General features: G+C 70.6%; 27 protein-coding genes. 11 read left to right on the top strand and 16 right to left on the bottom strand.

All coding sequences use genetic code 11. From position 1 onward, the window contains the following. The coding region (locus FXF52_RS42645) for a hypothetical protein (RefSeq protein WP_222870833.1) at positions 1–386 on the bottom strand (386 nt) is incomplete at its 3' end. Positions 387–767: 381 nt separating this feature from the next. Then, positions 768–1061, bottom strand: a complete 294-nt coding sequence (locus FXF52_RS34405) for a hypothetical protein (protein ID WP_222870832.1) — start codon at positions 1059–1061, stop codon at positions 768–770. A gap of 220 nt (positions 1062–1281) precedes the next feature. Here FXF52_RS34405 and FXF52_RS34400 point away from each other — a divergent pair, with 220 nt between their 5' ends. Then, positions 1282–2481 (top strand): low temperature requirement protein A, encoded by a 1200-nt coding sequence (locus tag FXF52_RS34400; protein ID WP_255472676.1) that lies wholly within the window; start codon positions 1282–1284, stop codon positions 2479–2481. A gap of 45 nt (positions 2482–2526) precedes the next feature. Here FXF52_RS34400 and FXF52_RS34395 read toward each other — a convergent pair whose 3' ends face one another. The 7 genes from FXF52_RS34395 to FXF52_RS34365 form a co-directional block, all read right to left on the bottom strand. Beyond that, positions 2527–3462 (bottom strand): ribokinase, encoded by a 936-nt coding sequence (locus FXF52_RS34395; protein WP_148803531.1) that lies wholly within the window; start codon positions 3460–3462, stop codon positions 2527–2529. Next, positions 3459–4361 (bottom strand): nucleoside hydrolase, encoded by a 903-nt coding sequence (locus FXF52_RS34390; protein WP_148803529.1) that lies wholly within the window; start codon positions 4359–4361, stop codon positions 3459–3461. The genes FXF52_RS34395 and FXF52_RS34390 overlap by 4 nt, the downstream gene beginning before the upstream one ends. Before the next feature lie 39 nt (positions 4362–4400). After that, complete coding sequence (locus FXF52_RS34385) at positions 4401–5180, bottom strand: ABC transporter permease (RefSeq protein ID WP_148803527.1); 780 nt, start codon at positions 5178–5180, stop codon at positions 4401–4403. Then, entirely contained in the window at positions 5177–6199 is a 1023-nt protein-coding gene (locus FXF52_RS34380) for an ABC transporter substrate-binding protein (RefSeq protein ID WP_148803525.1), read from the bottom strand. The genes FXF52_RS34385 and FXF52_RS34380 overlap by 4 nt, the downstream gene beginning before the upstream one ends. A gap of 65 nt (positions 6200–6264) precedes the next feature. Continuing rightward, positions 6265–7116: an ABC transporter permease gene (locus tag FXF52_RS34375; RefSeq protein WP_148803523.1), complete on the bottom strand. Its 852-nt coding sequence runs from the start codon at positions 7114–7116 to the stop codon at positions 6265–6267. Further along, complete coding sequence (locus tag FXF52_RS34370) at positions 7113–7913, bottom strand: ABC transporter ATP-binding protein (RefSeq protein ID WP_148803521.1); 801 nt, start codon at positions 7911–7913, stop codon at positions 7113–7115. The genes FXF52_RS34375 and FXF52_RS34370 overlap by 4 nt, the downstream gene beginning before the upstream one ends. Beyond that, a complete protein-coding gene (locus FXF52_RS34365) occupies positions 7910–8917 on the bottom strand; it encodes a LacI family DNA-binding transcriptional regulator (protein ID WP_148803519.1) in 1008 nt (335 codons plus the stop codon). Before FXF52_RS34365 ends, FXF52_RS34370 begins: the two co-directional genes overlap by 4 nt. A gap of 446 nt (positions 8918–9363) precedes the next feature. On the opposite strand from FXF52_RS34365, the gene FXF52_RS34360 reads away from it, so the two are divergent. Genes FXF52_RS34360 through FXF52_RS34330 form a run of 7 tightly spaced genes read left to right on the top strand, consistent with a single transcriptional unit; the run spans position 9364 to position 15881 of the window. Further along, positions 9364–10377 carry a dihydroorotate dehydrogenase gene (locus tag FXF52_RS34360; RefSeq protein WP_222870831.1) on the top strand — a complete coding sequence of 338 codons (1014 nt, stop codon included), beginning with the start codon at positions 9364–9366 and terminating at the stop codon, positions 10375–10377. 30 nt (positions 10378–10407) lie between these two features. Then, positions 10408–11229 (top strand): IclR family transcriptional regulator, encoded by an 822-nt coding sequence (locus tag FXF52_RS34355; RefSeq protein ID WP_148803517.1) that lies wholly within the window; start codon positions 10408–10410, stop codon positions 11227–11229. After that, on the top strand, positions 11226–11864 hold the full coding sequence (locus FXF52_RS34350) for a hypothetical protein (RefSeq protein WP_148803515.1): 639 nt from the start codon (positions 11226–11228) through the stop codon (positions 11862–11864). Before FXF52_RS34355 ends, FXF52_RS34350 begins: the two co-directional genes overlap by 4 nt. 58 nt (positions 11865–11922) lie before the next feature. Beyond that, positions 11923–12396: a hypothetical protein gene (locus tag FXF52_RS34345; protein ID WP_148803514.1), complete on the top strand. Its 474-nt coding sequence runs from the start codon at positions 11923–11925 to the stop codon at positions 12394–12396. Next, positions 12393–13691 (top strand): Zn-dependent hydrolase, encoded by a 1299-nt coding sequence (locus FXF52_RS34340; protein WP_148803512.1) that lies wholly within the window; start codon positions 12393–12395, stop codon positions 13689–13691. Before FXF52_RS34345 ends, FXF52_RS34340 begins: the two co-directional genes overlap by 4 nt. Beyond that, a complete protein-coding gene (locus tag FXF52_RS34335) occupies positions 13685–14533 on the top strand; it encodes a dihydroorotate oxidase electron transfer subunit (RefSeq protein ID WP_148803509.1) in 849 nt (282 codons plus the stop codon). Before FXF52_RS34340 ends, FXF52_RS34335 begins: the two co-directional genes overlap by 7 nt. A gap of 46 nt (positions 14534–14579) precedes the next feature. After that, positions 14580–15881 (top strand): dihydroorotase, encoded by a 1302-nt coding sequence (locus FXF52_RS34330; protein ID WP_222870834.1) that lies wholly within the window; start codon positions 14580–14582, stop codon positions 15879–15881. Here the strand turns inward: FXF52_RS34330 and FXF52_RS34325 are convergent. From FXF52_RS34325 to FXF52_RS34295, 7 genes are all read right to left on the bottom strand, one after another. After that, a complete protein-coding gene (locus FXF52_RS34325; protein WP_148803505.1) occupies positions 15873–16364 on the bottom strand; it encodes a DUF2306 domain-containing protein in 492 nt (163 codons plus the stop codon). The genes FXF52_RS34330 and FXF52_RS34325 overlap by 9 nt on opposite strands. Positions 16365–16424: 60 nt before the next feature. Beyond that, on the bottom strand, positions 16425–16835 hold the full coding sequence (locus tag FXF52_RS34320) for a type II toxin-antitoxin system VapC family toxin (protein WP_148803503.1): 411 nt from the start codon (positions 16833–16835) through the stop codon (positions 16425–16427). Next, positions 16832–17110: a type II toxin-antitoxin system Phd/YefM family antitoxin gene (locus FXF52_RS34315; RefSeq protein ID WP_148803501.1), complete on the bottom strand. Its 279-nt coding sequence runs from the start codon at positions 17108–17110 to the stop codon at positions 16832–16834. The genes FXF52_RS34320 and FXF52_RS34315 overlap by 4 nt, the downstream gene beginning before the upstream one ends. Before the next feature lie 304 nt (positions 17111–17414). Then, positions 17415–18701 (bottom strand): SGNH/GDSL hydrolase family protein, encoded by a 1287-nt coding sequence (locus tag FXF52_RS34310; protein ID WP_222870830.1) that lies wholly within the window; start codon positions 18699–18701, stop codon positions 17415–17417. Between the two features lie 104 nt (positions 18702–18805). Then, positions 18806–19861, bottom strand: a complete 1056-nt coding sequence (locus FXF52_RS34305; RefSeq protein ID WP_148803499.1) for a Tat pathway signal sequence domain protein — start codon at positions 19859–19861, stop codon at positions 18806–18808. 42 nt (positions 19862–19903) lie between these two features. Next, positions 19904–20542, bottom strand: coding sequence for a DUF47 domain-containing protein (locus tag FXF52_RS34300; protein WP_148803497.1), 639 nt, complete (start codon positions 20540–20542; stop codon positions 19904–19906). After that, the gene (locus FXF52_RS34295) at positions 20539–21507 is read right to left on the bottom strand and encodes an inorganic phosphate transporter (RefSeq protein WP_187413892.1); all 969 of its coding nucleotides are present in this window, start codon (positions 21505–21507) and stop codon (positions 20539–20541) included. Before FXF52_RS34295 ends, FXF52_RS34300 begins: the two co-directional genes overlap by 4 nt. A gap of 395 nt (positions 21508–21902) precedes the next feature. On the opposite strand from FXF52_RS34295, the gene FXF52_RS34290 reads away from it, so the two are divergent. The 3 genes from FXF52_RS34290 to FXF52_RS34280 form a co-directional block, all read left to right on the top strand. After that, a complete protein-coding gene (locus FXF52_RS34290; protein ID WP_255472670.1) occupies positions 21903–23360 on the top strand; it encodes an FGGY-family carbohydrate kinase in 1458 nt (485 codons plus the stop codon). Continuing rightward, a complete protein-coding gene (locus FXF52_RS34285) occupies positions 23357–24022 on the top strand; it encodes a histidine phosphatase family protein (protein ID WP_148803491.1) in 666 nt (221 codons plus the stop codon). The genes FXF52_RS34290 and FXF52_RS34285 overlap by 4 nt, the downstream gene beginning before the upstream one ends. Beyond that, positions 24019–24488: DeoR/GlpR family DNA-binding transcription regulator (locus tag FXF52_RS34280; RefSeq protein ID WP_148803489.1), on the top strand; the 470-nt coding region annotated here is incomplete at its 3' end. The genes FXF52_RS34285 and FXF52_RS34280, both read left to right, overlap by 4 nt.

Below are 24488 nucleotides of genomic sequence, written 5' to 3'. Positions count from 1 at the left end.
AGATGGCTGTCACCGGCCCAACCGATACCCCCGGGCGGTTGCTTCCACTCGCTGGCGCGCCTCTTGGAGATCGACAGGTTAGGCCATCGCTTGCGTGCCGCTTGCCGGCTGGCGCCTACCGCTGCGCCAAGCTCCGGATACCCCGCACCGTGTTGCACCGCTTCATCTGCGCTCGCGGACACGAGGTCAGCGAGAATGGTACGCATCTGCTCACCCGCCGCCATGCGCGCGAGGTGAGTCCGCATCCTCTCCGCGGAGTTCGGCTCGTGGTCTGCTCTGCGCTGGCTATCCAGATCGGAGTCCTTTAGCCGCAGCGCCCAGTCTGCGGCAACCGCACTTAACTCCCGCCGTAGTTCCTGCCGCTCGTCCGGCGTTAGGTCCCGCATGACCCGACCCCCTTGCTAGTGACCTCGCGCTCAAGAGTCCGCCTGACAACAAAGGTTGTCAAGCGTCCGCGATCGTTCGCCCTTCCTGGCCGGTTTGGCTGCTCGGGTGGCTGCCCTTCGGAAACGCGCAGGACTGTCCTCTTGCGCGTCCACCTCTCGGTCAGGCCCCGATTGAGGCGGCTCGTGGACCGAGGGCCGAAGGGAGACCGTGTCGAACGAGTAATGGTCGACCCCGGCGGCGTAGAAGTCGGGCCGGGTCCGCGACGGGCCGGCAATGAAGATAGGGCGTTTAGCGTCTCGGAAACCTCCTCGACAAGCGACACTGCACAGCCTGGCAAGAGTGCCCGCCCTATTGGTCGGTACGGCCGGCACACCAGATCCTCAACGTCCTCTGTGCAGGGCAGGTTGCACTCCCCGACCTCGCGGCATCGTCGGCCCCTGCCTCAGCAGACCGGCCTGAAGCACGAGCCGGACGACCTCCTGCTGCGAAGCGGAGAGATCGGCGAAGCTGACGCCGTCGGGCGGCAGCCCCTCGGGGAAGGCCAGGCCGAGCAGCAGCCGCAACGCGAGAAGGTCGCATCGACCCGGGCTCGGAACACGCATCCGTTCGAGCAGGTATTCCGCAAACCACGGGACGGAGTCGACGGTGACACCGCCGAGGCCCGAGGCCGCCACGTCGGCTATCGAACCGCCGTAGAAAGGCCACTCCAGGACCGGCGGCTCGACCAGGCAGTGGGCCAACTCCGCCAAGAGCGCCAGGCCCCGTCAGGTGAAACTTTGGTGAGCGTCAGCACGGGACGGGCCGTGTTCGGGATGATCAGCGCAGGGAACCTTCGTCGCGCGAGCCGTCCGAGGTGCTGCCATGTCCGGCGCAGTGAGTCATCCACGATATCCCGTGCGCGCCTGGTACCGGCCGATGGTCGCCCGCCCCACCGACGAGCCGTGCCGGAGGGTGACTCCGCTGGAACTGCTCTTCGATCTGTGCTTCGTGGCCGCGGTGCGGCAGGCCGCCGATCGCCTGCACCACAACCTGGGCGAGGCCGACATCGGTCACGGGATTGGCCTCTACCCGGCGGTGTTCTTCGCGATCTGGTGGGCATGGATGAACTTCACCACGTTCGCCTCCGCGTACGACCCCGAGGACGACGTCTACCGCCTCACTACCCTGGTCCAGATCGCCGGGGCGCTGGTGATCGCCGGTGGCGTACCCCGCGCGTTCGACCGCGGCGACTTCTCCGTCATCACCTACGGGTACGTGATCATGCGGCTGGCGATGGTCGCGCAATGGTTGCGCGTCGCCCGCAGCGACCCGGAGCGGCGGGCCACCGCACTGCGCTACGCCGTGGGCGTCATCGTGCTGCAGGCGGCCTGGATCGCCCGGCTGGCACTGCCCGGAGGGTGGCACTGGCTGTTGCCCGGCTTCCTGGCGATCGTCCTCGGCGAACTGCTCTTACCCTTCTGGGCGAGACGCCCCGCTCCGATCATCTGGCACCCACACCATATAACCGAGCGGTACGGCCTATTCACCATCATCGTCCTCGGCGAGTCGGTACTCGCGGCCAGCCTCGCCGTCCAGACCGCCTTTGACCGGGGGATCAAGACAAGCACTCTTCTGTCGATCGCTGGTGCCGGCATCGTGATCGTCTTCGCGATGTGGTGGCTGTACTTCGATCGCCCAGTTCAGCACCTGGCGGCCTCGCCGCGCGTGGCGCTGCTGTGGGGATACGGTCAGTACCTGATCTTCGCATCGGCGGCTGCGCTCGGCGCGGGCCTCGCCGTCGACGTCGACAACCAAACCGGCACCGCCCACCTCGGGCGCGTCGCCGCAGGGTACGCAGTAGCCGCGCCGGTCGCCGTCTACCTGCTCGCAGTCTGGACGCTACACATCCGCCCGTATGAGCAGCTGAAGATGACCGTGCCGTACTGGGCCACCGCGGCGCTGGTGCTGCTCACACCGCTCACGCCGGCGCCGTCCCGCCTGACCGCTCTGCTCCTCGCCACCCTCGTCGCCACCACCGTGGTCGCTACACGGCGCAGGCAGGGCGTCTGCCTATCGGTGAATTCAGGACGGTCCACTCGCACTCCACCGGGTTGACAGCATTGCTGTTGCTGTCGATCGAATGGGAGCTGCAAAGGCCAGCTACGAGAGCCGACGGTCAGTGACATTCATTGCCCTGTATACCTCGTCCGGGGTCGGCAGCGCGCCTTGCGCGCCTCGGCCGCGGGTCGACAGCGATGCCGCGACGGCCGCCCAGCGGGCAGCCTCCGACACGGGCCGGCCCGGCTGCCCCACCAGTGCGGTCGCGAGGGCTCCGCAGAAGCAGTCGCCCGCGCCGGTCGTGTCCACGGCCTCGGTACGGAGCGCCGGCGCGTGATCAACCCGGCCGTCCGGCTCGATCACGGCCGCGCCCTGGGTGCCGAGCGTCACCACGACGGTGGCCGCGAGCCCGAGCTTGCCGACGGCGCTCGCCACGTCATCCAGGCTCTCCGGCAAGGGTGTCCCGGCCAGGACCGCCAGTTCGGAGCGGTTGGGCACCAGCACGTCCACCCGGCGTACGAGGGCGTCGGGGAGCGGAGTTGCGGGCGCGGGATTCAACACCAGGAGGCCCCTGGTCAGCGCTGCGGCCCGGGCCAGGGCGGACGTACCGACCTCGCACTGCATCAGGGTGAGTGCCGCCGCCGCGATCATGTCCCGATGCCGATCGACGCGAGCCGCGTCCAGTGCGGCGTTCGCCCCGGGGTGCACCACGATCACGTTTTCGCCGGCGCCGTCCACCGTGATCTGGGCGGTTCCGGTGGGGGCGTCGCGGACCACCGCCAGCCCCGACAGGTCCACACCTCGGCCGGCGAGCTGCTGCCGTACCTGGTCCCCAGCTGCGTCGGCGCCGACGCAGCCGACGAAGCCGACCGGCGTACCGAGGGTGGCGATGGTCATCGCCTGGTTCGCGCCCTTACCGCCGACACCCTCCCGGTACTCCCGGGCGGTCAGCGTCTCCCCCGGCCGGGGCAGCCGATCGGTCACCACCATGCGGTCAAGGTTGGCACTGCCCACCACCGCGATCGCCAAGCCGGTCAACGCACCCTCACCTCCGTGTCCATCGCCCACGCCAGGGCGATCTCCCGCCACGCCGTGTCATCGAGGCGACCCACCACCGTCACGGCCGAGTCCCCCTCGGGGGTCATGCTTGACCGGCCGTACGCGTCGACGGCCACCGTGGCGGGCATCTCGACGGCCACCACCTCCGGGCGCGCCACGACGGCCGCGGCCACCAGGTCGTGGCAGTACCGCACGGCGGCGCCCGACCAGTAGCGCGTCAGTAGTTGCGCACGCATCCCGGGCCAGCCGTCGCCGCCGGCGAGCACCCGCTGAGCGGCCTCGGGCGGGCAGCTAGCCCGGGTGGTCACGTCCGTCGGCACGACCCGTACGCCCCGCCCGGGCGGCTCGGCGAACAACTGCCGAGCGGCCCGGGGGTCGCGAGCGAAGTTCGGCTCGGCGCCCCGCACCACGCCGGGCAGGGAGAATGCCCCACCCATCGCGGTCAACCGGACCTCTGCCGGCCAGTCGCTCCCCGTCGCGGCGAGGCTCTCGGCCGTGGTCAGCGGGCCGAGCGCCAGGTAGTCGGTGTGCGCCGGCAGCGACGGGTCGACGCGTAGGTCGCCGTCGAACTCGGCGCGGTGCGCCGGGACGAGCGGCCCGAGACCAAACTCGCCGTGCAGCTGCGCGCCCGACGGGACTGCGGCCCGCGCCGCGGGGTCGATCTCGGCGCCCCGCAGCAGCAACGGCCGTCGAGCCGGAGCGAGCGCGCGCAGCGCATGGGTGACCGCTGCCCCGACGACGTCGGCGGGCCGGGCCCCGCCGGTGGCGATGATCGCGGGTATCTCCACATCCGGCAGGCGCAGCAACCAGGTGAGTGCCACCAGGTCGTCCACGCCCCCGTCGGTGTCGACCACGATGCGCCGGGGGGTCCCGGTCATCGTCCCGCCTTCCGTCGGCAGCGGCTGCTCCGCGGCTGCTCAGCCACCGGTCACGCCGAACCGGGTGCGGAGCCATCCGGCGACGGCACCGATACCGGACCAGGAGACCAGCCCGAGCATGCTCAGCAGCAGCAAGCCGACCATGGCCTGCGGGACGTTGTCGGTCTCCTGGCTCTGCGCGACCAGAAATCCGAGCCCACCCTGGGCGCCGATCAACTCGCCGATCACTGCGGCAGTGACCCCGGCCAGCGCACCGAGACGGAGCCCGACCACGATGTGCGGCAAGGTCATCGGCAGTTCGACCCGGAAGAACCGCCGCGGGCCGGAGAGGGCGAGCACCTGGCACAGGTGGCGGTAGTTCGTGCCGATGCCGTGCAGCCCAGCCAGCGTGTTGACCAGCACCGGGAAGAACGTGACCAGCGCGATCAGGGTTATCTTGCTGGTCACGCCGAGCCCGAGCCACAACACCAGGAGCGGCGCGATCGCGATCTTCGGGGTGATCTGGATGAACACCAGCAACGGCATGGCCGCTCGTTCCAGCCAGCGCCACCGGGACATCGCCACCCCGGCGAGCACACCGACCGCCAGCCCGATCGCCACCCCCTGCAGCAGTTCGGCACCGGTCACCCGGAGGTGTACCAGCAACTGCTCGCCGGTGAGCATCCGCCAGGTGTACGTCACGATCTCGATCGGGCCGGGGAGGGTGTACGTGGGCACGTGCGCAAGGTGGACGTAGCCCTGCCAGGCCAGCAGGAAGGCCGCTACCGACGCCGTGCCGAGCACGGCGCGCGGTAGCCGGCCGAGTCGCTGCTCGGTCACGAGGAGGCCTTCACGAAGTCGGACGCCCGCACGTCATCCTTGATCAGGCCGTACTTCTTCTGCTCGTCCACGGCGTTCTGCCAGGCCGTCGGGTCGCCATAGCCGAGCCCGTGCGCCTTGGTGGCGTCGCTCTGCCACAGTTCCTTCACGAAGACCTCCTGCATCACCTGGGTGACCGACTTCTCCTGTCCGGCGAAGCTGCTGGCGTACTTCTGGATGGACATCTCGACGGCCTGCGCCAGCTTGCCGTCGATGAGGTCCTGCAGCGCGGCGTTCAGCGCGGTGGTGAATCCGGTGACCGCCTTGGGGTTCTCCTTGGCGAACTGCTGGCCGCTGATCACGACGTTGCCGAACGACGGCAGGTACTGGTTGGACAGGATCTGCGTCACCTTGACCCCGGCGGCCTGCAGTGTGTAGTAGCGCAGCCGGGAGAAGACGATCGCATCCACCTGCTTGTTCTGCAGTGCCGAGACGATGGCGCCGGTACCGACGACCTTGACCGTCATGTCCTTCTTCACGTCCAGGCCCGCCGAGGCGGCCATCGCCGTCAGTTGGACGTAGTTCGGGGAGCCGAGGCTGGTCACCGCGACCGTCTTGCCCTTCAGGTTGGCCGGGCTGGTGATGCCGGAGTCGGCGAGGGTGAGCAGTGCGCCGATGCCCTGCTGGTACGTGGTGTGCACGACGAGGTCCGGCACGCCGTTGGCCACCGCCTGGATCACACTGTCGGCGTTCGGGAAGCCGAACTGGACGTTGCCGGCGGCCACGTTCTTGGTGATGGTCGCGGCGTCGGCGTAGAGGAAGTCGACGTCGAGGTTCTGCTCGGCGAAGTAGCCCTGCTCCTTGGCCCAGTACAGGGGCGCGTAGTAGGGGGCGGCAGCGCCGTCGATCTGGATGCTGACCTTGGTGGCCTTGCCACCGTCGGTGCCGCCGGTCGAGCCGGGCTCGACGCCGCCGCAGCCAGCGGCGAGGGCAACAACGGCGCTGGCGGCGAGACCGGCGAGGAGGGATCTGCGGGTCATGGAGGGCATGGGGGGTACCTCGTATTCCAGTTCGGAGGGGTCGGCCGGGACACCGGCGGCGGTGATCAGGCCGTGACGGGATCGCGCCACTGCAGGGCGCGGGCCTCCACGAAGGAGACCAGTTGGTAGAGGGCGAGTCCGACAACCACGATCACCACGATCGAGGCCATCAGCATGGGGACCTGGTAGGAGGAGTTGGCCTCGACCAGGAGGTAGCCGAGTCCCCGGCTTGAGGAGATCCACTCGGCGAGGACCGCGCCGGTCATGGCGTCGACGGCGGCCACCCGGGCGGCGGCGAAGATCGACGGCGACGCTGCCCGGATGTCGATCCGGAACAATCGGGCTACCGGGTTCAGCCCGACGATCGTAGCGAGGTCCCGGTAGGCCGGGTTCACCTGCCGCAGCCCGGTGGCGGTGCCGACCAGGATGGGGAAGAAGGACAGACTCACGATGAGCACGAACTGGCTGGTCAGGCCGAGACCGAACCAGAGCACGAACATGGGCGCGAGCGCAATCTTCGGCATTGCCTGGAACACGACCAGGAACGGGGAGAGCATCGCGTCCACGATCTGCGACCGGGAGACCGCCACTCCCAGCACGGCGCCGATCACCGCCCCGAGCGCGAAGCCGACCCCGATGTTTCGGACCGTGTAACCCAGGTGGGCCCAGAGCGTCCCGGTCCGGGCGAGGTCCAGCAGTTGCGATCCGACCTCGGCCGGGCTGGCGAGCAGATACCGCGGGACGTCCGCCACCGCCTGGTACGCGCCCCAGACTCCGACGATCACGAGGACGTAGAGCAGCGCGACGAAGGGCTTGACCACGAGCCGCAGCCGGCCGCGTCGCGACGTACCCACCGGGGCCGGCGGCCGCGCGGCGACCGGTGCCGCCGGCTCGGGTGCCGAGGTTCGAACCGTCACAGCTCCCCCCGCAGCATGGCCTGGAACTCCGCGAACCGCGGATCGAGCTTCGTCCGCGCGTCCCGGGGCCGGGGCAGGGGCACGTCATGGATCGCGCGTACCCGGCCGGGGCGGGGCGAGAGCACGACCACCCGGTCGGCGAGGTAGGTGGCCTCGTCGACGCTGTGCGTCACGAACACGATGGTCTTGCCGGTCGCCGTCCAGATGTTGAGCAGATCGTCGTGCAGCTTCTCCCGGGTGATCTGGTCGAGTGCGCCGAAGGGCTCGTCCATCAGCAGCAGCATCGGATCGTGCGCGAGCGCCCGGACGATCGAGGTCCGCTGCCGCATCCCGCCGGAGAGTTCGCGCGGCAGCGCGTCGGCGAAGTCGGTCAATCCGACCAGGCCCAGCAGTTCCCGTACCCGCGGCTCGTACCGCTGGCGCGGGATCTTCAACGTCTCCGGCGCGATGCAGGCGTTACGGAAGACGCTGCGCCAGGGCAGCAGGACCGGCTCCTGGAAGACGTAACCGATGTCCCGCCCGGGCGTCGGCCGACGCGACCACTCCGCCTGCCCGGAGGTGATGGTGTCGAGGCCGGCCATGATCCGCAGCAGGGTGGACTTGCCGCAGCCGGACGCGCCGATGATCGCGAGGATCTCGCCCTGCCGCACGTCGAGCGACACCTCGTGGAGCGCGCGAACCACCTTGCCACGGTCGGACCGGTACTCCTTGGTGATCTGCGACAGCCGCAGCAGGGTTCCCTCCGCGTCCTGCGGGGAACGGCGATCGGCGATGGGGTTTCCGGTTGGCACACTCATAGCTGTCCACATCCACAACTTGTTCGGAACACGGGCTCGGCGGGTAGGGCGATGTACCGCGCCGGTCGGTACGGGTCGCGTATTCGCTCCTCGAGAAGCGTCAGGGCGCCGGCCGCGAGCGCCGGCAGGGGCTGGCGCATGGTGGACAGCGGCGGCGTGATGTAGGCGCTGACGTCCGTGCCGTCGAAGGACACGATGGCGACGTCCCGCGGTACGTCGAGTTCCCGGTCGCGCACGGCGCGCAGCAGGCCGAGCGCCTGCCGGTCCGAGGCGACGAAGACGGCGGCGGGAAAGGTCAATCGGTCGAGGAGTTTGTTCCCGGCCGCCCGGCCACCCTCCGGCGTGAAGTCCGCCGGGACATCCCACACCCCTTCGGTGATGCCGTGGTCGGCCAGCGCCTGCCGCCAACCGGCCGTCCGGTCGCGCCCGACGATCGTCTCGCTCGGGCCGGACAGGCACGACACCTGCCGGTAGCCGTGCTCCACCAGATGGCTGGTGGCCAGCCGGGCACCCTGATAGTGGTCCACCGCGATCGAGTCGTACCCGGCCGCCGCGTCCGCCGGCACCCGGTCGAGGACCACCACCGGGCAGGGCGAGTTGGCCAGAGTCGACGCGGTCGACGGACTCTCGTGGTGCGGCACCCATAGCACCCCCTCGGCCCGGACATCCCCCATGGCGGCGAGCCGCTCGCCTTCCTCCCCACCGTCGGAGTGCAGCAGGAACAGCAGCTTTCCGCGGCGTGCCGCCTCGGCCTCGATGGCGTTGGCCAGCTCGGCGAAGAAGGGGTTGCCCCCGTCCGGCATCAACAGGCCGAGAAAGCCGCTGCGGGTACGGCGGAGCGCCTGGGCCACCCGGTTCGGGCGGTATCCGAGGTCCCGGATGGCTGCCTCGACCCGGGCTCGGGTGGCCGGTGCGACCGAGCGGGGGCCGCCGTTGATCACATAGCTGACCACCGCCGGCGAGGTCTGGGCCCGCCTGGCCACGTCGGCTCGGGTCACCTTCATGAACACCTCCGGGGGAAGGAAGAGCCGAAGATACGTCCATCACACCGGGTAGTCAATACGTGTTGATGACCCCAGTCCCACCCGACGCTTGGCGACGTCGTCGGCGCGCCTGACCGTCGTCCACCGAAACAGAAAAGTAACTTCGGCCAACCGGAAGAGCCTCGGCTTCCTGGGCGCCTCACCACACTTTCGCAGCAGACTCTCCAGATCGTGCCAGTGAGTCAGCAACTGCAGCGAGTAGCCGGGTGGACCGCCCTCCAAACGGGGAACCTGCGCCGCAACCAGCGGACCACCCTTCACAACATGGCCTTCTACATGCTGAAACGCGCCAACCCTAAGCGGTGGCGCGAAAGCTGGGCGCCGCTCGAGGCAGAGGTCTTCACCCTTGACGAACCACGACCGGTGACGCATAGTCGACTCTTCCCAGACGGAAGAGGTACATCCGCGTGGAGGAAACGAGGCTGCCCGCCTCAATCGGCAACTCGGGCATTTCAGCCGCCACACAGGGCGGCGAGACCGACTCGAGAGCTCGGTTCTGGACCAAGGCGCAATCGATCAACGTCGACTTATCTGTTACTCTCGGTGATATCAGGCTGAGTAACCCGGTCATGCCCGCGTCCGGCTGTTTCGGGCCGGAACTTGGCGCGCTGCTGCCGCTCGACGAGCTGGGCGCGTTGGTCACAAAGACCGTCTTCGCCACGGTGCGCTCGGGCAACCCCGCGCACCGGATCACCGAGACCCCCGACGGGATGCTCAACAGCGTCGGCATCCCCAGCCCTGGGATCGGCGAGTTCCGCTCCCGCACACTCCCCCGCTACCTCGACACCACCGTGCCCACCATCATCAGCATCGGCGGGCTGACCGTGGCGGAATACTGGACGGCAACGGACCAGCTGGCCGGCCACGGCGCCGCAGCGCTCGAGGTGAACGTCTCCTGCCCCAACCTCGAACACGGTGGCCTAGCCATTGGCACCGACCCGACCACCGTCGAACGGGTGGTGTCCGGTGTGGTGGCCCGCTCGCACGTACCGGTGTTCGTCAAACTCACCCCGAACGTGACGTCGATCGCGGACATCGCCCACGCCGCGGAGCAGGCCGGCGCCACGGCCATCACAGTGGCCAACACCTTCCCCGCAATGAGCGTGGACGTCACCCGCCGTACGGCCGTACTCGGTAACGGCGTCGGCGGACTGTCCGGGCCCGCGGTGAAACCGATCGCGCTGCGCCTGGTCTGGCAGGCCGCCCGCGCGGTCGACATCCCGGTCATCGGCTGCGGCGGTATCAGCTCGGCGCGCGATGTCCTGGAATTCCTCCTCGCCGGAGCGACCGCAGTCCAGGTCGGGACGGCCAACTTCGCCCGGCCGTACACCATGGCGGAGATCGTGCGGGAGCTCGGGCCGCTGCTGGCCGCATCGGGCACCATGTCCGTCTCGGAAGTCGTCGGCTCGCTACGGGTCTGAGCCCGACCGAGCCAGTTCGAAGGAGAGAGCGTGCAACCGGTTGTCAGAGCGCTGGACATACTGCGGACCCTTGCCCGCCACGGCGACGGGATGAGCATGAAGGAACTACACGAGACGCTCAACATCCCGCTCGGCAGCGCGCACCGGTTGCTGGCGGTCCTGGCCGAACAGGAATTCGTCACCCGATCCCCGGTCAACCGGCGTTACTTCCTCGGCCCCGCCGCCCGTCAACTCGCCGAACAGAACAGCCGGCATACCTCCACGCTGGTCGCTCCACACCCGGCGGTGGTCGCCGCGGCCGCCGAGTCCGGCGAGACGGTATTCCTCGCCGAACTGATCGGCAACCGGGTAGTTTGCATCGCCCTCATCGAAAGCGTGCACCCGCTCCGACTGTTCGTCCGGATCGGCCAGGAAATGCCGCTGCACGCGGCGGCGTCCGCCCGAGCTCTGCTCGCCGAGATGGACACCGACGTCGTCCGCGCGCTGCTCGCGGAACGGCCGCTCACCGCGTACACCCCGGACACCCCAGCCACCCCGGACGCCGTCATCGAACACCTCGCGGTCATCCGCGCCCGAGGCTACGACGTCTGCGACGACGAACTGGATCGGGGCGTGTGGGCGGTGGCCGCGCCCGTCCGCTCATCCACCGGCACGACCTGCGCCAGCATAACGCTCGCTGCGGCCGCCGACCGGATGCGCGACCCGGTCGCCCGCGCCCGGGCGACCCATCTGGTGCTCGCCGCGGCGGCCCGACTCAGCGCCGAACTCGGCTACGTCAGCGAGTTCACCCCGCCATCGCTGATCACCGAAGCCGACCAGACGGACCGCACCGCGACCTTAGGAACCCCATGAACAGAGCCGAACCCAGCACCGGCTACGCGACCACCCTCCAGAGCCGCCACCAGCGCTGGCTGGAACTTGCCCGCGATCTGCGCGCCGCGGCGTGCCTGCCCGGCGAGGTCACCCGCGCACCGAACGGCCCCGTCGACGTGTACATAGACGTCTTTCTGTTCGAAACCCGCCCGACGATCCTGCGGCGGATGGCCGCCCTGATGGCCGACCTGTTGGACGCCTCGACCGACCGGCTGGCCGCCCGGGCCGAGGTGGCACCGCTCGTCACCGCCCTGTCCCTGGAGACCGGCCTGCCCTTCGCGGTGATCGCCACCCCTGGTGCCGCCGACCACCCGACTCCGATCGAGGGGGAACTGCACCCGGGCGAGCGCGTCGTCCTCGTCGAGGACGTGATCATGTCCGGCTCACACGCCACCGCCGCCGTCCACACGCTTCGGGACCGCGGCGCGGTGGTGCCCGCCGTACTGGCGGCCGTCGACTGCAGCGGCGGCCAGGGCGGCGCAGCGGCCAGCTGCCCCGTCCAAGCCCTGTTCACCCCGGCGGACCTGCACATCCCCAGCCGAGGGACAACCAGTGTGAGCCAACTTCCACCGCTTCACCCGGACGCCGACCGCGGTCGGTCCGCTGAATCCTGAGAGGGGGACGGCGCTTCCTCCCGATGGCCAACGCCAGGGTCGCCGCGCCACAAACGCCATGAACACTCACCCAACACCGGCGAGCCAGCTCGCCGCGGCTGTCGACCAACTCCACCAGGCGATCGCGACCGACCGCGCTGGCGCCACCAAGGCCGTCGAACTCATCGGCGCGGCGATCGCCGACGCGCTGCGGCCGTACACCCCGACGGTGGTGGCCGTGCGAGACAACATCGACGACGCCGTGCTGGCGCATGTCGTGTCCCGGGAGCTGGACCTCCCGACCGTACGCGTCTACGAAGACTCCGGGCTGCTCTCGCTCAGCCCGCTCCCGGACCCCGGCGCACGCGCCGCGCTGCTCGCCGTCTCCTGGCACGACGTGTCGGCACTACGGGCGCTCCGGCTCCTGCTCGCCCACGCCCGAGCCGACGTGATGGCGGTCGCCGCCGCGCTACCCGTAACCGATCCGGTCCTGGCAGCAGTCGAGGGCACCCCGATCGTCACCGCGGTCGCCTCCCCGCGGACCCAGCGATGAGCCTGGACACGCTCGACAACGCCCTGCCCTCGGCAGACGCCAGCCGCTTGGCCGCCCTGCTGGCGCAGTTCGCCGAGATCAGCGAGGGCACCGACGGCGTGACCCGGCTCGCGTACACCCCGCTGGAACGCTCGGCGCACCGAATGTTCACCGACCAGCTCGCTGCGCTGGGCCTGCGGACCTGGACCGACGCGGCGGGCAACAGCTACGCCGAGCGCCCCGGGGAGGCCCGATCCGCCCCCGCCATCGGCACCGGCTCCCACCTGGACAGCGTGCCGCGGGCCGGACGGTTCGACGGTATCGCCGGCGTGGTGGCGGCCATGGAGGTCGCCCGGTTTCTCGTCGAGGCGGACGTACACCACACCCACCCGATCAGGTTCGTGGCGTTCGCTGGCGAAGAGGGCGCCCGGTTCGGCCAGGCATGCACTGGTAGCCGGATCGCCGCAGGTCTGTTGGGCCCATCCGATCTGGCCGAGCGGCGGGATGTCCACGGCGTGAGCCTCGCCGAGGCCATGCGGGCCGTCGGTCTCGATCCGAGCCGCATCACGGAAGCGCGCTGGCGCGCGGACGACTGGGCGGCGTTCGTGGAGCTACACATCGAGCAGGGTGGCGTGCTCGAAGCCCAGGGCGTGCCGGTCGGCATCGTCGACCTCATCTCCGGCAGCACCCGGTTCCGCCTCGATCTGCACGGCCGCGCCTCGCACACCGGCGGGACGCCGATGCACCAGCGGGCCGACGCCATGACGGCCGCAGCGGAGATCACGCTTCTCGCAGAGAGAATCGCGACCGACCCCCGGCACCACGGCACCCGGGCCACGGTCGGCCGGCTGGAACTCGAACCAGGCTCGATCACCACGATTCCCGGTGAGGCCCGGCTCTACGTAGACATCCGCGACGTGGACAGTGACCGGCAGCGGTCGACAGCGACCGAGCTGATCCACGGTGCCCGGGCCATCTGCGAGCGTCGCGGGGTGAGCCTGGACATCGGGCTGCTCGGTGACGCCTCGCCGGTGGTGCTGCCGATCTGGCTGCGCCGCCGGATCGCCGAGGTCTGCACCGCCACGGGTACGGCGTACCGGGTCCTGCCCAGCGGTGCCAGCCACGACAGCCAGATGATCAACAAAGTGGTGCCCGCGGGAATGATCTTCGTGCCGAGCCGGGCCGGGCTGAGTCACGTCCCCGAGGAGTGGACAAGCAGCACGGATCTCGCCGTCGGCACCGATCTACTCGCCCGCAGCCTGCTCGCCCTCGATCACGAACTGGCCGCGATGTCCCCAGCGGAGCGGTCATGCTGAACGCCACCGGCGGACGGCTCGTCCCGCTCGACCTGCCGCCGGCCCACCGGCCCCCGCCCACCTGGCACCACGCGCCGGTCCTGCGCCACGAACCGGCCGGCGACCGATACCGGTTCCTCCGCCTGCACGCCCCGACCATCGCCACCCGGGCCCAACCCGGCCAGTTCGTGATGCTCACGGCGGCACGCGCCGACGAAACCGCCCCCGTCCTGCCGCGACCAATGGCGATCTACGACACCGCACCCGAACACGGCACGTTCGATGTGGTGTATGGCGTCGTCGGCGGCGGCACCCGCCGGCTCGCCACCTTCGCAGAAGGCGAGACCATGCTCGCGACCGGTCCGCTCGGGCAGGGGTTTCACCTCTCCGCGCCCAGCCGGGTACTGCTGCTCGGGCGGGGCATCGGCACCTGCTCGCTGACCATGGTCGCCGCAGTCAACGCCCGCTTGGGCGGTACGACAATCGCCGTCCTCAGTGCCCGCCATCCCGGTGCGATGATCGGCGGCGACGTCCTGCGTCGAGGCGGTGTCGAGCACCTGCACCAGGTCACCGACACGGATGGGACCAGCGCGCCGGGCTTCCTGTCCACCCTGCTCAACTCGACGCTGGACGCCGACCCGCCGCAGCTCATCCTCACCTGCGGCGCGCAACGGCTCACCGATCTCGCCGCCGAGCTCGGGAAACGGTGGGACGCCGAGGTGCAGGTGTCCGTCGAGGCGCACATGGCGTGCGGCCTCGGATACTGTCACGGCTGCTCCTCAGGGCAACGGAGCGTGGGGGCCGAAGCGCCCCTGGTGTGCCTGGACGGGCCGGTCTTCCGGTGGGCACCTGCGGATGGCTGAGCCCGGCTGGAACCGCACCACACGCCCGCTGTCACGGCAGCCGCTGCTGCCACCCACCGTGCTGCGCGGCGTACGACCGTACGGCGAGGAACCGGTGGACCTGCTCATCGACCACGGCCGCATCGCCGCGCTCGACCCCGCCGGGCAGGGACCCGCCGTCCACAGCATCGACTGCCACGGCCTGATCGCGCTGCCCGCGCTCACCGACCTGCACACCCACCTGCGACAACCGGGCGCGGAGGACGCGGAGACGATCGCCAGCGGCACGCTCGCGGCGGCCAAGGGTGGCTACGCGACGGTGTTCGCCATGGCGAACACCCAGCCGGTGGCGGATGATCCACGACGCGTGGAGTACGTCGCCGAGGTGGCCGAACGAACCGCGCACTGCCAGGTACGACCGGTAGGCGCGGTCACCGTCGGCCTCGGCGGCACCGCACTGGCACCGATCGAGGCCATGGCCGCCTCGGCCGCCCGCACCCGGATGTTCTCCGACGACGGCCGGTGCGTGGAGGACCCCGCATTGATGCGGCAGGCGCTGCGCCGGGCCGCCGACGCCGGCGGGTTCATCGCCCAGCACGCCCAGTCCTCGCCGCTGACCCCGAACGCTCAGGCCAACGACGGGGCGGCCGCCCGAGAGTTGGGCCTGCCCGGATGGCCCGCCGTCGCCGAGGAGGTGATCATCGCCCGGGACTGCGTACTGGCGGGCGCGGACGACACCCCGCTGCACATCTGCCACGTCTCGACGCGAGGCAGCGTGGAGATAATCCGCTGGGCCAAATCGCGAGGCTGGCCGGTCACCGCGGAGGTCACCCCGCACCATCTCCTGCTCACCGACGAGCTCGTACACACCGGCGACACCAGCTACAAGGTCAACCCACCGCTGCGTAGCGCGCGGGACGTGACGGCGCTACGAGAAGCGCTCGCCGAGGGCGTCATCGACGTGGTCGCCACCGATCACGCGCCGCACCCCGCCGCCGCCAAGAACCGTCCCTGGAATGACGCGCCACCCGGCATGCTCGGCCTGGAGACCGCGCTGCCGGTCGTCGCGGAGACCATGGTGCGCACGGGCCTCATGTCATGGCGCCGCCTGTCCGAGGCGATGGCCATCCGGCCTGCGGCGATTGGCGGAACAGGCGCCGACGGCAGCGACCCGCTCCAGGTAGGCATGCCCGCCACGCTGTGCCTGGTCTCCACCAACGCCGACTGGACAGTCGACGCGGCTCGACTGGCAAGCCTAGCCCGGAACACACCGTTCTCCGGTCAGCGGTTCACGGCTCGGGTTGTCGCCACCATCATCGGCGGCCGCCTCGCCTGGTCGACCGGCCCCGTTCCGGACGGCTCAACGTGATTTAGCGAGGAATCCCGGTCCTTCAGCTTCAGGGCCGAGAAGCTGCCGTCGGATGAGGGCTTCGGCGATGGCCAGATTGACGATCCAGCCGGCGGTTTGACCGACCGGAATCATGGCGGTGGAGTTCTCAGCGAGCGGTCCGGCGTGGTCTCCGGCGAACGCGGCACGGAGCAACAGAATTAGGGGTACGAGGAGGCGTGCGGTGACGGCGAGGAAGGTCAGCGCGTAGTTGCGCATCATCCAGTCGCGGTGGCCGGTGAAATCGTGGCGGCGGGCGGACCGGTATGCGAGCCAGCCCGTGATCAGCCATAGGACGGCCGCCGTGATGAGACCGATCTGGGTCAGCAAGCGTCCGGACCACGCTGCGACCGGCACCGCGGTGACCGCCGCCGGCAACACCCCGCCAAGTAGGTAGACACGTCCGATCGAGCGCACACCGGATCGGCTGGAGTTGGACGTTGCGCGGTACACCGGCTCGCTCACGCGCGCAACTCAGCCTGCCTGGGAGATCACCTTCCGGTGCCCGCCTTCGGAAGTCGCGGGTCAGTTCTGGCCCGGGCTTGCTACGGGTAATCCTGCGGCCTTGGCGCATTCGAGCAGTCGCCGGTCGTAGGTGACGAAGGCGATGAGTGCTGTTCCGGACTCGTTGGTCAGAACCTGGGCGGTGGCGAGGTGGATGGCGTCGAGGCTGCGTAGCGTCGGCTCAGCGAACGCGGCTGCAGTCGCGCGGATCGTACTGTCGATCTCCAGTCGGAAGAGCCGCCCGACGGCCGCCGGCACTCCGATCAAGGCTTGCGGAGCTGATCGGCGCAACGCTCTGGGCACTTCCACCTCGACGAGAGCGGAGGAGACCAGCGGCACATCGTCGTGGGTGTTGAGCCAGGAGACAAGGTCAGCACTGCATGCCTCCTGCCGAACCAGCTTGACGACGGCAGCGGAATCGAGGTAGATCACCAGCGCTCCTCGTCTCGCATTCCGGCGAGCGTGGCGGCCACGTCCACATCCTCGTCACCGAGCTTCGGTGGAAGCGGAACGGGACCGCCGCCGGTCGGGGCAACGGCCCGTCCCGCAGCTACCAGCTTGGCCAGCATCGACCGGTCGTCGCCTACCGGAACAAGTCGGGCGATCGGGCGCCCGCGATCGGTGATCTCGACGGTCTCGCCGCCGCTCACCCGAGCCAACACCTGGCTCGTGTTCTGGTTCAGCTCCCGGACACCGATGCGTTCCATGGACAAGAGTGTAGAACTAAATGTTCTACCTTGCCAGTTGCTCGCGTGACCAGGACTGACTCCCGCCAGGACCGGAACCGGCGGCACCAGGCAGAGGGCCACTGCGACTCGGGCCGTTCACCAAGGGCGTGCGGGTTTCGACGGTCCGTGTGCGCTGATCAGAAGGCCTTCCGGGCGGGTGAACCGACGGGCAGGCAGGGACCGGTCGTCACCTGCCTGCCCGTCGAGTTCATCCAGTGCTGCCGGGGCGCGGGAGGTCGCCCGCTGGTGGGCGTAGCTGACGCGCGCCTGGCGGTGCCGCGTATCAGGGACGCAGCAGCTTGAGGTCCACTGCTGCGGCCATAGCGGCGTACCCAGGGTCCTTCGGGTGCAGATGATCGCCGGAGTCGTATTCCGGGAGCAGCCGCAGCGGTTGGGCAGGATCGCGCAGCGCCGCGTCGAAGTCGACGACTGCGTCCAACTCGCCGGACGTGCGGATCCACTGGTTGACCGACGCCCGCACCGCCTCGCGCTCAGGCGTCCACGCCGACCAGCCCTGGAATGGGGTGATGGTGGCGCCGACGACCCGCAGGCCACGGTCGTGAGCGCGCTGCACGACCTGCCGGTACGCCGCGATGATCTGCGTGGCGTCGTACTCCGACGGGTCCTGCTGGATGTCGTTCACGCCCTCGAACAGGAAGACGGTCTTCACTCCCGTCTGGGTCAGCGCGTCGCGTTCGAGCCGGGCGAGTGCGTTCACGCCGTACCCGGGGCTGCGGGCGTCGAGCAGCATCCGGTTGCCACCGATCCCGGCGTTGAGCACACCGAACCGATGCGGTCGTGGCTCGGCGAGCATTCGGTCGGCGAGGTAGTCGGGCCAGCGATGGTCGGCGCCGGTGGTGGAGCCGCTGCCATCGGTGATGGAGTCGCCGACGAAGGCCACCGACCCGTCGACATCCGTCTGCACGTCGAGGCCGTCGAGGAACCAGAAGGACCCGGTACGTCCGGGGAAGTCAGTGGCGGCCTCAGCATGCGTCCGGTCGCCGGTCGCGACCCAACCGGTAGTGCGGGCGCCTCCGTGGTATGTCGCCGGACCGGTGGGTCCGGGCAGGTACATGCTGGCGATCAGGTCACCGTCGTCGGGCACGGACAGACGTACAGGGTCCGACACGAGTTCTGCGCCGGCTGGCAGCCTGACGCTGGTGGCCCCGGCGAACGTGACGGGCGTCAGGGTCGCCACATCGATGTCGCCGGGTTGCGCGCCGGGCCGGGCGAGGGTCGTGGACTGCACGACCAACGGCGCCTTGCCGTAGACGTTGGTCAGTCGCAACCGCACCACGTCTCCACCGACGGAAACATGGATCCGCTGCCGCAGCGTCGTGTCGGTGAAGCCAGCCAGCGCCTGGCCGCTCTCGGGCACGGCCACGGCGGTGGCCCAGGTGCCCACCCAGGTGGTGGTTGCCGCAACCGCTGGGCCGGAAGTCGGCTCCGCCTGGGCGGATGCGCCGGCGAACAGGCCGGTGCCTGCCAACGCTGCGGTGGCTGCGGTGGCGACGACGGTGGCCCAGCGGCGGTCGCGGAACGTCGGGAGCATACGGGAAACATCGATCATGTTAGTTCTCCTCTGATCGAGTGCAGAAGGGTGAGCCCGAGCGAGGGGTGGGCGACGAGCGGTCTGTCGATGAGGTGCGAACCGGCCCCGGGGTGGCGCTGGACCTAGACCAGCAGGTCCTTGTACCAGACGCTGGTCGTGCGCGCGCCGACCACGCCTGAGGCGAAGGCGAACGCCAGGCGTGGCAGGTCCGGTCGGGTGACGTCCGGCAGTTGGATCGCCAGCCCTTCCGGCTCCCGGAACGGCAGGGACTGGGCGTCGGTGACCAGTTGCCGGTCCAGCACCACCGAGGTGGTCCAGTCGACGCAGGTGAGGTAGGTGTTGCCGATGCCGGGCGTGGATCCGCCGCTGCCGTAGGAGGAGCCTTCCAGCAGGTAGAGGCGGTCACCGTACGAGGTGTAGCCCTGGAAGGAGTAGGAGAGGGCTGGTTGGGCGACGTCCGCCAGGGGCACGAACCGGTTGCGGCGGACGTCGGCCAGGTCGTAGAGGCCGTAGCGGAATGCGCCGTTGAGCCGGTAGCGCATGACGAGCCGACCGAAGGCGGGGTCGACGCCGCAGGTGGTCCGGTCCGCGCCGGCTATGAGCTGCATCCGTCGTACCTCTGGGGAGTCCGGGGTGAGGACGGCGCCGTCGGTGAAGCGGAAGCGGGCGATCCGGGTGCCCCAGCCGTTCGTCCCGTCGTCGGCGACCGAGTTCACCTCTGTCCAGAGGAAAGCCGAGTCGCCCAGCGGCTCGGCCCCGATCTGCACGCCGTGCCCGAAGCCCTTGAGGTACATGTGGCCGAGTTCGTGGCCGGCCAGGTCGAGCCGGGTCAGGCAGAGGTCGCCCTGGTAGGACCGGACGGCGCCGCTGACCGGGGCCGGCTCACCCGGCAACTGCTTGCCGCCGGCCATCAGCTGGACGACGTAGACGTGCTCGTTGTCGTTGTCGAAGGCCAGCGACTGGGGGACGGTCGCGTCGTGCAGCGGTCGGTTGCCGAACAGCTCCTGGCCCGGCGCGGTCAGCTCGAACCGGGCCGAGGGGTCGAGCGGAGCGGGCGGGGCCGGGGGCGGGCCGGCCAGCGCGGGGCCGGCGGCGCGGAGGGTGCCCGTACCGGTCACGGCGGTGATGGCGGCGGTACGCAACAGTGCCCGCCGGCTGATATTCCACTGTCCTGACATGTTCGCTCCTCGCAGACACGGCCCGCGGACCGGGCCGGACGATCACTGGAACCGTTTGACCACCCCGTCGGCCAGCGCGTCGGCGGCGGTGGCCAGGTGCACTCCCGCGGTGTCCAGCCGGCACAGCAGCAGGGTTGCCTTCATCGTGTCGGCGGTCAGCGGGCGGGCGAGCAGTGCGGAGACCGCGTGCTGGTACGCCGTTCGCAGGCCCTGTTTCTTGGCCTGCAGGGCGTGTTCGGCGGCCTGCCGGGGCGAGCGGGGCAGCAGCCGGACCGCGTCGCCGAGTTCGCCGACGCCCTGGGTCAGGGCGGCGAGTACCGGGAGGAACGCGTCCTGACCGCCGAGCGCGAACAGGTCCGCCTCGCGGATGAAGTCGCGTACCGCGTCGAGCACGTCGTCGACGGACCGGGACAGCCGGAACAGGTCCTCCCGGTCGATGGGCGAGCTGACACTGCAGCGCAGCTGGGCGACGAGTGAGGCTCGCCGGGCGTCCCCCTCGTGCTCTATCTCGCCGATTCGGCTCCGGGCGAGGGCCGGCGGCAGCTCACCGCGGGCGAGGGCGGACGCCAGCGCGACGCCGTCGGCCGCCGCGGAGAGCTGGTCGAGGACCAGTCCGGCGAGCACCTGGTCGTTGCGTCCGGAGAGCTCCCGGAACAGATGGCTGAGCCGGGTCGGCGTCATCGGACCGCCCCCAGGGTCAGGCAACCGACGGCGCCGGCCGCGAACGCCGTCGGCAGGGTCAACAGCCAGGCGCGGCCGAGTCGCACCACTCCTCGCCAGCGCACCCGCCGGGCTCCTCCGGACAGTCCGGTGCCCACCATGGCGCCGGAGAGGGACTGGGTCATGCTGACCGGGGCCCCGAGCGCGGCGGTGCCGAGGACGACGCCGGCGCCGGACAGTTCGGTGACCACCACCGCGTCGGGGCGGCCGCTGGCCAGTTGGCCGGCGAGCGCCGCCGCCAGTCGGGGCAGTCCGATCATGCCGCCCACCAGGAAACAGCCGGTGACGGTGGCCAGTGCCAGCGGTGAGACGGTGAGCGCGTTCGGGCTGCCGCTCTGCACGGCGGCCCAGACGGCCAGCATCTTCTGGCCGTCGTTGGCGCCGTACGCCAGGCAGGCCGCGGCGAGTGCCCCGACGTGCAGCCAGCGCAGCCGACGGCCCGCCCCCTCGGGCGCGGGCATCGCCCCGACCAACCTGGTCAGGCCCAGCGCGGCGAGGGCCCCGACCAGCGGCGACGCGGCGGCGACCAGCAGAACGAGCCCGATGACCCGCCAGTTCACCGGTGTCTGCGCGCCGACGCCCGCACCGGCGATGCCGCCGATCAGGGCCAGGGTCAGGCTGGTCGGTAGGCCACGCGCGGACAGCGCGGCGGTCACCAGGATCGCGCCGCCCACGCCGGCGGCGACGGCGACGCCGGCGTGGGCACCGTGGAAGGCGACCAGGCGCCCGCCGAGGGTCGCGGCCACGGCCGTGCCGAGGACCACCGGGGCGGCGGCGACCGCGGCGGCGAGCAGGACAAGGCCGGTGACCGGTCGGAACCCGCGGATCCGCAGGCCGATCCCGATCAGGGCGCCGGCGTCGTTGAAGCCGGTGAAGGTGGCGAAGAGGGCGGCCAGCGCGAAGCTCGCCCAACTGGTGTCTGCCACCGGCACCTCCGTAGGACGTCGAGCGGGAACTCCGCGTACGTGGGCCGGACCGCCCGACATGCCAGCGGCCGGATGGGCCGGCTACGTTGTTTTCGATGTTAGTTAACATGCCTGGCTTGTAGTTATCAACACTCTTGGTGGACCATTCCGCCGACCGCCACCACCGCTCGGGGCTCGCCTCGGTCCCGATGGAGTCCGCAGGGAACGCCTATTCTGCGTGCTCAGGGGCGGGATTGGCGGTGATTCGGAGGCATGCCGCAGGCACCCCGAGCTCGGCCGCTCTTCACGATCGGCCCCTGTTAAGTTAACATCGAGCGCGCTTAGATCGACTCGTTCTGGAGGCCCCGCCGCTGATGCTCAATCAACCACCAGCCACACCCGAACTCTGGGCGGGGGTGGACGTCGGGACCCAGAGCCTGCGTGTGCAGCTCGTCGACGCCGCCGGGACCCCGGTGGGTAAGGGCGCCGGAGCGCTGAGCAGCCGGCGGGACGGCGGCCGACACGAACAGGACCCGGAACAGTGGTGGCGGGTGCTGGGCGAGGCGTTCCGGCAGGCGCTGGCCGACCGTCCGGCCAGCCGCGTCGCCGGTCTGGCCATCTGCAGCACCTCGGGCACCTTCCTGCTCGCCGACGCCGACGGGCGGCCGCGGACCCCGGCGTTCATGTACGACGACGCCCGCGCCGGCGACGAGGCGACGGAGGTCGCCGAGGTCGGCGCGGCCCGCTGGAGCGCCCTCGGTTATCCGATGCAGCGTTCCTGGGCGCTGCCCAAGCTGGTGTGGCTGCTCCGCCACGGCCCAGCGGACCTGCGCGTCGACGCCGAGGGCGGCCGGCTCCGACTGCTGCACTGCGCGGACCACCTGGCCTCCCGCCTCACCGGCGGGCCGGTGGCGACCGACTGGAGCCACGCCCTGAAGACCGGCTACGACCTCGACGAGCGGGCCTGGCCCGAGGAGGTCCTCGACAAGCTCGGCGTGCCCGGCGGGCTGTTGCCGGCGGTCGTCCGACCCGGCGCGGAGCTCGGTCAGGTTGGGGCGGCCGGCGCCGCGCACACCGGACTGCCGATCGGCACCCCGGTGCTGGCCGGGACGACCGACGGCTGCGCCGCCCAGATCGCCGCCAACGCCCTCGCCCCGGGCGCCTGGAACGTGGTGCTCGGCACCACCCTGGTGCTCAAGGGCGTGACGGAACACCGGCTCGTCGACCCGGGGGGAGCCGTCTACTCGCACCGTCACCCGGACGGCGGATGGCTGCCCGGAGGAGCGTCGAACGTGGGCGCCGGCGTACTGGAGGCGCGCTTCCCCGCCGCGGACCGGGCCGTGCTGGAGGCCGCCGCCGCCCGGCACGAACCGTCCACCGGCGTGAGCTATCCGCTGCTCTCCCGAGGCGAACGGTTCCCGTTCGTCCGGCCCGACGCCGAACCGTTCGAGCTCGGTGACCTCGTCGACGACGGTGACCGCTACGCGGCGACGCTGCAGGGCGTCGCCTTCGTCGAACGGCTCTGCTTCGCCCTGCTCCGCCGGCTCGGCGCCGACGTCTCGGGCCCGCTGTCGATGACCGGTGGGGCAACCCGCAGCCGGTACTGGACCCAGCTGCGTGCCGACATCCTCGGCCGGGACGTCGTCCTGCCCGACAGCCCGGAACCGGCAGTCGGCGCCGCCATCACCGCCGCCGCCGGCGACGGGCCGATCGCCGCGACCGCGGCCCGGATGACCGGGTCCGGAACGGTGGTCCGGGCGCGGCCCGACCGCACGGCGCGCTTCGCCGGGTCGTACGCCCGGTTCCTCGACGCGTTGACCGAGCGCGGCTGGCTCGACGAGGACCTCGCCCACTACGCCAAGGAGGCCCGGTGAAGGGGACGACAGTGGTGCTCGCGCGACACGGCCGCACCGCGTGGCACTCGCCGAACCGGTACGCCGGCCGCAGCGACATCCCGCTCGACGAGTACGGCGCGGAGCAGGCCGCCGCCCTGGGCCGGTGGGCCGCCGGGCAGGGATTCACCAGCCTCGTCTGCTCGTCGATGCGTCGGGCCCAGGACACCGCCGCGCCGGCCGCCACGTCGACCGGGCTCGTCCCGCGGGTGGACGATCGGCTGCGCGAACTGGACTTCGGCATCGCCGAGGGACGCACCCTCGACGAGCTGAGGGCGGCCGACCCGTCGATGGTGGAGCGCTTCGTCGCCGACCCCGCCACGCACCACTTCCCCGGTGGCGAACGGCCGGCCGACGCGGTGCAGCGGGCGCTCGCCGGGCTCGCCGAGGCGGTGGCGGCGGACCCGGGAGGCCGACTGCTCGTGGTCGCGCACAACACCCTCATCCGGCTGATGACCTGCGCGGTGCTCGGGCTGCCGATCGGCGAGTATCGCCGCCGGTTGCCGACGCTCGACCCGGCCGGCACGGTGACGCTGCTGTTCCCCACCGGGAACGGGCCGGTGGGGTTGCTGGCGTTCAACGTGCCGGTATCCGCAGGATGGGAGCGCCAGTCCGCCACGTCCGAGCAGCCGGAGCATCGATGAGCGCTTCCGACACCACCACCGACCGAGGCCGTCCCGCCCAGCGTCAGGCCGAGATAGCCGAGTACGTGCTCCAGCACGGCTCGGTCTCCGCCACCGAACTCGCCGAGTTGTTCCACGTCAGCCTGATGACGATCCACCGCGACCTGGACGAGTTGGAGCGCCAGGGCGTGGTCCGCAAGTTCCGCGGTGGGGTCAGCGCGCAACCATCCAGCGTCTTCGAGAGCAACGTCTCCTACCGGCTGCGTGCCTCCCGGCAGGAGAAGCTGGCCCTCGCCCGGCGGGCGCGCGAGCTGATCGAGCCCGGCATGGCGGTGATGCTGGACGACTCGACCAGCACCCTGGAGCTGGCCCGGCTGCTGCACGACGCCGCGCCGCTCACCGTGATAACCAACTTCCTGGAGACGATCAAGCTCCTCTCCGGCGTACGCGGGATCCGGCTGCTCTCGCTCGGCGGGGAGTACTTCGC

The sequence above is a fragment of the Micromonospora sp. MP36 genome (assembly GCF_008119785.1).
In the GTDB taxonomy this organism is placed as follows: domain Bacteria; phylum Actinomycetota; class Actinomycetes; order Mycobacteriales; family Micromonosporaceae; genus Micromonospora.
The sequence above is the reverse complement of the archived record's forward strand: the minus strand, read 5'-3'. Positions and strand labels throughout refer to the sequence as shown.

What these genes read in the sequence shown, in the direction of transcription:
- FXF52_RS34335 (WP_148803509.1), top strand. Translation starts at nt 13,685, where the DNA reads ATGCTGAACGCCACCGGCGGACGGCTCGTCCCGCTCGACCTGCCGCCG.
- FXF52_RS34300 (WP_148803497.1), bottom strand. Translation starts at nt 20,542, where the DNA reads ATGACGCCGACCCGGCTCAGCCATCTGTTCCGGGAGCTCTCCGGACGC.
- FXF52_RS34370 (WP_148803521.1), bottom strand. Translation starts at nt 7,913, where the DNA reads ATGAGTGTGCCAACCGGAAACCCCATCGCCGATCGCCGTTCCCCGCAG.
- FXF52_RS34315 (WP_148803501.1), bottom strand. Translation starts at nt 17,110, where the DNA reads ATGGAACGCATCGGTGTCCGGGAGCTGAACCAGAACACGAGCCAGGTG.
- FXF52_RS34390 (WP_148803529.1), bottom strand. Translation starts at nt 4,361, where the DNA reads ATGACCGGGACCCCCCGGCGCATCGTGGTCGACACCGACGGGGGCGTG.
- FXF52_RS34350 (WP_148803515.1), top strand. Translation starts at nt 11,226, where the DNA reads ATGAACAGAGCCGAACCCAGCACCGGCTACGCGACCACCCTCCAGAGC.
- FXF52_RS34380 (WP_148803525.1), bottom strand. Translation starts at nt 6,199, where the DNA reads ATGACCCGCAGATCCCTCCTCGCCGGTCTCGCCGCCAGCGCCGTTGTT.
- FXF52_RS34310 (WP_222870830.1), bottom strand. Translation starts at nt 18,701, where the DNA reads ATGATCGATGTTTCCCGTATGCTCCCGACGTTCCGCGACCGCCGCTGG.
- FXF52_RS34305 (WP_148803499.1), bottom strand. Translation starts at nt 19,861, where the DNA reads ATGTCAGGACAGTGGAATATCAGCCGGCGGGCACTGTTGCGTACCGCC.
- FXF52_RS34345 (WP_148803514.1), top strand. Translation starts at nt 11,923, where the DNA reads ATGAACACTCACCCAACACCGGCGAGCCAGCTCGCCGCGGCTGTCGAC.
- FXF52_RS34340 (WP_148803512.1), top strand. Translation starts at nt 12,393, where the DNA reads ATGAGCCTGGACACGCTCGACAACGCCCTGCCCTCGGCAGACGCCAGC.
- FXF52_RS34365 (WP_148803519.1), bottom strand. Translation starts at nt 8,917, where the DNA reads ATGAAGGTGACCCGAGCCGACGTGGCCAGGCGGGCCCAGACCTCGCCG.